We start from the raw sequence: 9,490 nt of genomic DNA on the forward strand, positions 1-9,490 counted from the left end.
GTGATAGCTGTGATAGCTGTGATAGCTGTGATAGCTGTGATAGCTGTGATAGCTGTGATAGCTGTGATAGCTGTGATGTTATTAGTAAATGGTAATCATCATGGTAGTTTTTATAGTTTGACTCCTGATAAGTGTCCAGCTATAGAAATTGCTTTTTTTATATTAAATTATCCCTAGGAGGAACGATGGAAAACAAATCGAATTCAAATAAGGTAAATCGACAGCAACGTGAAAAGGTACTGCGCTTTTCGATTCGTAAATATAGCTTTGGTGCTGCTTCAGTAGCTGTTGCGGCATTGATGTTTTTGTCTGGGCATCAGGCTGTTCGAGTTGAGGCTGCTCAAGTTTCAGATACGACTGAAGCACCGGTTATCCCAGATAAAGAAGAGGCTCATACTGCTACAATAGTAGATTTGCCTAAAACAGAAGATTCTCTAACTACAGGTAAAGAAGAAAAATCACTAACCACTGATGAGAATCCGGCTGAGACTTTATCTGAGAAACTACCTGAAACTTCAACTGAGAATGCATCTGAAAACGAGACCACTGCCCTTGATAAAGAAGTAGTTGAAAAACAAACACTAGATAAGACTAAATTACAGGCTAATATTACAAAAGTTCAAGAACTCTTGGATAAGGTCAACAAGGAAAAAGCTCCAGCTTCAACCCTTGCTGCAATCCAAGTAGATTTAGAAACAGCTAATAGTGTGCTTAATAACAATAGTCTTGAATTAACACAAGCTGAAATTGATGCAATCGCTAAAAAACTTAATGAGAAGATTTTTGTCTTATCTTCGATGCCTAAGATTAATGCGCCTAAGAAGGTTTTAAAAGAAGGTGAAAATACGATTGCTAATACTGGATCTCGTGATTCGCGTAATGGCGAAACCATGGAAGAAGGATCTGATCTTCGCTCAGCACCCATTGATAAGACTACTAAACAAGGGAGTCTTGGGATTGTTGTAGCGGACTCTGGATTTATCACAGGATATGCAACGCCATCTTCAACAATTGAGATTAAGAAAAATGGTCAAAAGATACTTACGTCTAAACTTGATGATACTGGTTCTTTCAAATTAAATGCGCCAGGTATTAAAGTTGGGGATAGAGTTGACTTAGTAGTTAATGGTCAAAGTGTATATAATACTACAGTAAGTAAAGTAGACACAGTATCATTCAATGATAGTTTAGCAGGTATTGCTCAAGTTGACGGATATACAGCGGCAGAAGCTGATGTGGAAGTATCAATTGGTGGAAGAAAGTACACAACTAGATCACAATCAAATGGATACTTCACAGTCAATGTTGATACGAACTTAATGAAAAAAGATGCTGTTATTACAACTGTCGTTAAAAAGAATGGAAAAGAAGTAGGTTCTGGAACAAGTACAGTTCGTGAAACAAGAACAACAGACTTTGGTGTTGGTTGGAATAAAAACCCAATGCTTAACTATTCAGAGCGTGATGTATTCTCGCCAGATACGAAGCAATATGCCTTCGTAAGTAAAGGAACTGCTGATAAAGCCTATGACAATGTTCGTGTGTATCGTGAAGAGCGTATCGAAAAAGATGGAAATAAATATTATTACTGGATGTTAGATTCAGGTCCAGCGGCAAACGCTCGTGCGGGATCTTCTAAGAAAATTTCACTTGCGATTCCACGTAGTGTAGGAGATCCATATGACTTCACTTATACAAAATATGTAAATGGGCAACAGACATCTCACGAAGAGTATCCTAGTGCCACAGCTTGGGAATATAAAAACTCTAATTATCGTGCTTATGCTAAAAATGGTGAACGCCGTTCAGGATCCACTGCTAATGAAAATATAATGTCTTGGATGGATTATATTGAACCATCTAATGGATGGATGTATAATATTTATCGAAATTCTAGAGATGGTGCGAATCGTAATCCAGATGCAGCAACCCGAGTAAATGATATGTTGGGTATTGCATCAAATGGTCTTCGTTACCACCTAGTTAAAGGTGTTATTGAAGATAAACTTTATATTGCTGCTGGTCAACGTACAATTATTACGTTCAAAACGAAAGTTCTTGAAGGGAATGAGTTAGATCAAAGCATTATGTCGGATTGGGTGAATAAAGATAAAAGTAATCCGATGCTTGCTGATATTAAAAAACGTTTAGCAAATGATCCGTATCTTGCTTATGGAGGATATACGGCAGGAGGATACGACCGATATAAAGATGGTCAAAACGCCATTATCGGTACCTTACCACTGAAACCAGAAGAAGCAGAAAGATATAATCTTAAACCAAAAGCTAAGGAACAACGTACTAAAGTAGGAGTTATTCCAGATGCTTACAATAGTATTGCGAATCCAAATGAATTACCTGCGGGTACAACTTATCGTTGGTTTAAAGATCCAGATGTATCAAGACCTACAGCACCAAATGCACCTGTGTATGGTAAAGTGGAAGTCATTATTCCAGAGCGTGGAACATTTATTGTTGATGCACCTGTTCATGTTGTAGATGACAAGGCTACAAAACCAATTGCGACAGCTAAGGATAATGGGGATGTAACTGCAAAACCACAAGATTCTACAAAAGTAGATAAAATCAAAGTAAGCTTTACAGGTGAAGACAACAAGCAAAAAACAGCTGAAGGAAATAAAGGAACAAATGGTAAATGGACAGTAACAAATCCAGATGTTCGAATCGATTCAAATACTGGAGAAATTACAATTCCAGCCAATAAAGTAAAAGATTTAACAGAAGTAACTGCTATTACTAAAAATGGAAATGGTGCGGATTCAGATCCTGCAAAAGCAATTGCAAAAGATGTTCAAAAACCACAAGCTACACTAAATGGTGTTCCTTTAACAGAAACAGCTAATTCACCAATCTTTACAGTCTATCGTGGTGCTGAATTTAACCCTGAATTGAAAGTATGGGATAACTCAGGAAAAATCTCAAAAGTAACAGTTGGAAATCTTCCGTATGGAGTAAGACCTTCTAGTTTTACAGCTCAAACGGGTAAAGATGGAAGTTCAGAAGATAAGAAGTATACAACTCGTTTATCTTCAGGTAGAGTAATCGATACTCAAACATTAGGAGAACATATCGGAACTCTTCATGTAGAGGGAAGCAGTGCAGCTGATAGCCGTGACTTGAAATTCAAGTACCGTGTTGTGGATATTACAACTAAGAATCTTGAAAATGGTATCGCAAAAGTTCCAGTAGGCTCAACTCTAAATATCGCAAATAGCCCTACAAATGTTGATGCTCATAATTACCTTAAAGTAGTAGATAGCAACGACCAAAGAGATCGTGGAAACAGTTATTTACCTCAAGGTATGGTATGGACATGGAAAGCTGGAGACAACTTAGATTCAGGTACTACATTAGATAATTCAGGTAAATATACAAGAAATGCGGTAGCAAAATTCCCAACTGCTTATACAGATACAAATAGTACAACTAGACCAATATTTGCCCCAGCTGAAATCAAGCGTCAAGTAGTTCTTGCAGTGACTCCAACAGCACCTAGCGTAGTGGCTAATAAAGATGGTAGCGTGGAAATTACACCACCAAAACGTCCAAATAGCAACAACCCACAAGATATCGATACGATTACATTGACTTATACTCCAACAGGAAAAACAACTCCTGAAACGGTAAAAGTTACAAAAACAGGGAATAACTGGACTGTAAATGGTAAACCAACGGATAAAGTATCTGTAACACCTCAAGGAGTAGTGAAAATTGCTGACCTTGAAGTAGCAGATGGTAAAGAAGTATCTGCAAAAGTATCTAAGACTGTCGATAACAATGTAGTTCTTGAGAGTCCAGTAGCTAAACAAAATGCAAAAGATGCTCAAAAACCAACATTAACAATTACACCGTCAAGTCAAACAGTCGTTGAAGGTGAAAAAGTAGAATTTACAGTAACAGCAAAAGATAATACATCTGTTACATTAAATGCTACAGATTTCTTAAATAAATACCTTGGCCGTGTGAATGCAGGTAAAGCAACTACTACACCAGTAAAAACAACTGAAACAGAAAAAGTTGTTCGAATTTCAATCACAACTTCAGCAGAAGATATCGGTAAACAAAATACGATTACATTTAACGCTGCAGATAATGATGGGAATAATGCAGATCCAGTAAACTTCAACTTTACGGTGACAGCACGTGATACAGTTGGACCAACAATCACAGCAAATGGAGCAACGGTAACGAAAAATGAGCCGATTGCACCTATTTCAGTAACAGCTGTGGATAATCCGGGCGGAGTAGGATTACGTGAAAAAAATCCAATCGAAGTAACTGGATTACCAACAGGATTAACGTATGCGAATAATCGAATCACAGGAACGCCAACAGCAGGAAAAGGGGATTACCCTGTAACGATTACAGCGTATGACAAGAATGGAAACCCAACTACAACGAACATTACGATTAAAGTTCAAGAACAAGCGGATAAATACAATCCAACTGGAGAAACATTAACTGTAAATCAAGGACAAGCCATTTCGGATGACGCTGTGAAAGAAAAAGTGAAAAACTTTGCCCCAGGAAAACTAACTGTTCAAAGTAAACCAACTTCAACAGCAACAGCAGGTTCAGCAGGAAATGCAGTTGTTCAAGTGACTTACCCAGACGGTTCACATGACACAGTAACTGTTCCAGTAACTGTAAGAGACGTAACAGGACCAACAATTACAGCAGAAGAAACAACTGTAACGAAAAATGAAGAAATCACACCAATTCCAATTACAGCTGAAGATAACGCAGGCGGAGTTGGAATGCGTGAAACAAATCCAATTACAGTAAGTAATTTACCATCAGGATTAACATATTCAAATGGAAACATTACAGGTAAAACTTCAGCGAGAAAAGGGTTCTATACATTAACAATTACAGCGTATGATAAGAACAATACGCCTTCAACGAAAAAAGTTAAAATTAATGTCCAAGAACAAGCTGACAAGTACACTCCAACTGCAACGGAATTAACAGTCAACCAAAATGAAGACATTACAATTGAAAAATTAACTCCTAAAGTAAACAATCCTGGAAAAGGAACACTTTCACTTGTAAGCAAACCATCAACAACAACAGCAGGTTCAGCAGGAAATGCAGTTGTGAAAGTAACTTACTCGGATGGTTCACATGACTTAGTCGATGTTCCAATTACTGTAAAAGACGTAACAGGTCCAACGATTACAGCCAATAATGCTACAGTTACAAATCGTGAAGACATTATGCCAATTTCTGTAACGGCTAAAGATAATACGGGCGGAGTTGGAATGCGTGATACAGACCCAATCGTAGTAACAGGCTTACCAGAAGGATTAACATATGCGGATGGAAAAATTACTGGTAAACCAACTGGCACAGCAGGTGAAAGTACAGTAACCATTACGGCATATGATAAAAACGATAATCCGTCAACAACTACGATTAAGATTACTGTACAAAGCCAAGCGGATGCTCATAATCCAAGAGGAGAAAGATTAACGGTTGATCAAAATCATGTGATTGAAGATTCAGAAGTTATTGCTAAGGTGAAAGATTACGCACCAGCAACTCAATTGACAGTTAAGAGCAAACCAACAACAGCAGTTGTAGGAAACCCAGAAGATGCGGTAGTAACAGTAACGTATCCAGATGGATCAAGTGAAGATGTAAATGTACCGGTAACAGTACGAGACACGTCAGTAGCTGATACTACAGGTCCGACAATTACAGCAGAAGGCGCAACTGTAACGAAAAATGAACCAATTAAGCCAATTTCAGTAACAGCTGAAGATAACCCAGGCGGGGTTGGAATGCGTGATAACGATCCAATCATAGTAGAAGGTTTACCGAACGGATTAACATTCAAAGATGGAAAAATCACAGGAACACCAACAGCTCCAGCAGGTAACTACCCTGTAACAATAAAAGCATATGATAAAATCGGTAATGAAAGTGAAGCCCCAATTAAAATTACGATTATTGTTCAAGAGCAAAAAGATAAGTACACTCCAAAAGGGGAAGGCTTAACAGTAAACCAAGGTCATGAAATTACAGATGACGAAGTGAAAGCTAAAGTAAAAGATTTTGCTCCAGGTTCACTAACAGTTACAAGTAAACCATCAACAGCAACAACAGATAATGTACCTAATGCAGTAGTAACAGTTACGTATCCAGATGGATCAAGTGAAACAGTAGATGTACCAGTCACTGTAAAAGACGTAACAGGTCCAACAATTAAAGCTGATGGAGCAACAGTAACTAGAAATGAACCAATTACACCAATTCCGGTAAATGTATCGGACAATGAAGGTGGACGAGGATTACGTGATGATAACCCAGTAGAAGTAACAGGCTTACCAGATGGCTTAACTTATGCAAATGGAGAAATTACAGGAACACCAGCTAAAACAGCTGAAAAAGGGGATTATACTGTAACAATCAAAGCAACCGATAAAGATGGTAACTCTACAGAAAAACAAATTACAATCACAGTTCAAACTCAAGCGGATAAATATAATCCAACAGGAGATAGTCTGAAAGTTGATCAAGGTCATACGCTTACAGATGATGAAGTGACAGGTAAAGTGAAAGATAACGGTCCAGGAGAGCTGACTGTTACAAGTACACCATCAACATCAACATTTGGTGATGCAGGAAATGCGATTGTAAAAGTAACGTATCCAGATGGTTCAACTGATGAAGTGAAAGTACCAGTAACTGTATCAGACGTAACAGGACCAAAAGTTACAGCTGATGGAGCAACAGTAACGAAAAATGAACCAATTACACCAATCAAAGTCACTGTAAAAGACAATGAAGGTGGACGAGGATTACGTGAAGAAAATCCAGTAGAAGTAACAGGATTACCAGATGGTTTAACATATGCAAATGGAGAAATTACAGGAACACCAACAGCACCTAAAGGTGACTACCCTGTAACGATTAAAGCGTATGATAAGGATGGTAATGAAACAACTGAAATAATCACAATTAAAGTCCAAGAACAAGCGGATAAATACAATCCAACAGGAGAAGGTTTAACGGTTGATCAAAATCATGTGATTGAAGATGCAGAAGTCATTGCTAAAGTAAAAGGTAATGGCCCAGGAACCGTTACAGTTATAAGTAAACCATCAACAGCTACAAAAGGTAATGTTGGAAATGCGGTTGCTAAAGTAACCTATCCAGATGGATCAAGTGAAGAAGTACCAGTACCAGTAACTGTAAACGACGTAACAGGCCCAACAATCACAGCTGAAGGTGCAACCGTAACGAAAAACGAGCCAATCACTCCAATTCCAGTAACTGTAACGGATAACGAAGGTGGATCAGGCTTAAGAGAAGAAAATCCAGTAGAAGTAACAGATTTACCAGAAGGATTAACTTATGCGAATGGACAAATTACAGGAACACCAACAGGAAATCAAGGTGACTATACTGTAACCATCAAAGCACATGATAAGGACGGCAATGTAACGACACAAACGATTACGATTACAGTCCAAGAACAAGCGGATAAATACAATCCTAAGTATGATGATGGAAATGGCAAACCAGGAGCTAAGGTTGAAGTACCAGTAAAAGAAGAAGCTGGTAAGACAATTCCAGAAGGAACTAGGTTCGAAAGTTTAACACCAGGAATCACAGTAGATGATAAAGGTAAAGTAACTGTAACAATTCCAGAAGACAAGGAACCAGGAGATGAAATCCCAGGTACGATTAAAGTAACGTATCCAGATGGATCAAAAGAAGAGGTACCAGTTAAAGTAACAGTAACAACTCCAGATAGAGATATCTACACTCCTAAATATGATGATGGAGAAGGAACACCAGGTGGAACTGTAGAATTACCATTGAAAGAAGAAGCTGGTAAGACAATTCCAGAAGGAACTAAGTTTGAAAGTCTAATACCAGGAATCACAGTAGATGATAAAGGTAAAGTAACTGTTACAATCCCTGAAGACAAAAATCCAGGAGATGAAATCTCAGGTACGATCACAGTAACATATCCAGACGGTTCTAAAGATGAAGTTCCAGTGGAAGTAACGGTTAGAGAAAAAGACAAAGACATCTACACACCAGAGTACGACAAAGGAAACGGTAAACCAGGTGGCACTGTTGAATTACCATTGAAAGAGAAAGCTGGAAAACCAATTCCAGAAGGAACTAAGTTCGAAAGTGATACACCAGGAATTACAGTCGACAAAGATGGTAAAGTAACCGTAACAATCCCAGAAGGAGCGAAACCAGGCGATAAGATTACAGGAACCATCACCGTAACTTACCCAGACGGTTCTAAAGATGAAGTTCCAGTAGAAGTAACGGTTAGAGAAAAAGACAAAGACATCTACACACCAGAGTACGATAAAGGAAATGGCAAACCAGGTGGCACTGTTGAATTACCATTGAAAGAGAAAGCTGGAAAACCAATTCCAGAAGGAACTAAGTTCGAAAGTGATAACCCAGGAATCACAGTAGATAAAGATGGCAAAGTAACCGTAACAATCCCAGAAGGAGCGAAACCAGGCGATAAGATTACAGGAACAATCACAGTAACATATCCAGACGGTTCTAAAGATGAAGTTCCAGTAGAAGTAACGGTTAGAGAAAAAGACAAAGACATCTACACACCAGAGTACGACAAAGGAAACGGTAAACCAGGTGGCACTGTTGAATTACCATTGAAAGAGAAAGCTGGAAAACCAATTCCAGAAGGAACTAAGTTCGAAAGTGATACACCAGGAATTACAGTCGACAAAGATGGCAAAGTAACCGTAACAATCCCAGAAGGAGCGAAACCAGGGGATAAGATTACAGGAACCATCACCGTAACTTACCCAGATGGCTCAAAAGATGAAGTTCCAGTGGAAGTAACGGTTAGAGAAAAAGACAAAGACATCTACACACCAGAGTACGACAAAGGAAACGGTAAACCAGGTGGCACTGTTGAATTACCATTGAAAGAGAAAGCTGGAAAACCAATTCCAGAAGGAACTAAGTTCGAAAGTGATACACCAGGAATTACAGTCGACAAAGATGGTAAAGTAACCGTAACAATCCCAGAAGGAGCGAAACCAGGCGATAAGATTACAGGAACCATCACCGTAACTTACCCAGACGGTTCTAAAGATGAAGTTCCAGTAGAAGTAACGGTTAGAGAAAAAGACAAGGACATCTACACACCAGAGTACGACAAAGGAAACGGTAAACCAGGTGGCACTGTTGAATTACCATTGAAAGAGAAAGCTGGCAAAGAAATTCCAGAAGGAACTAAGTTCGAAAGTGATAACCCAGGAATCACAGTTGGCAAAGATGGCAAAGTAACCGTAACAATCCCAGAAGGAGCGAAACCAGGCGATAAGATTACAGGAACCATCACCGTAACTTACCCAGATGGCTCAAAAGATGAAGTTCCAGTGGAAGTAACGGTTAGAGAAAAAGACAAAGACATCTACACACCAGAGTACGACAAAGGAAACGGTAAACCAGGTGGCAC

General features: G+C 38.8%; 1 protein-coding gene. It reads left to right on the forward strand.

Annotated elements, in window-relative coordinates; all coding sequences use genetic code 11:
* Positions 1-185: 185 nt before the first annotated feature.
* A partial coding sequence (locus tag N8M20_RS10000) for a YPDG domain-containing protein (RefSeq protein ID WP_261080486.1) occupies positions 186-9,490 on the forward strand: 9,305 nt, incomplete at its 3' end.

This window comes from Streptococcus mitis, assembly GCF_946190275.1.
GTDB classification, from domain to species: Bacteria; Bacillota; Bacilli; order Lactobacillales; family Streptococcaceae; genus Streptococcus; species Streptococcus mitis_DC.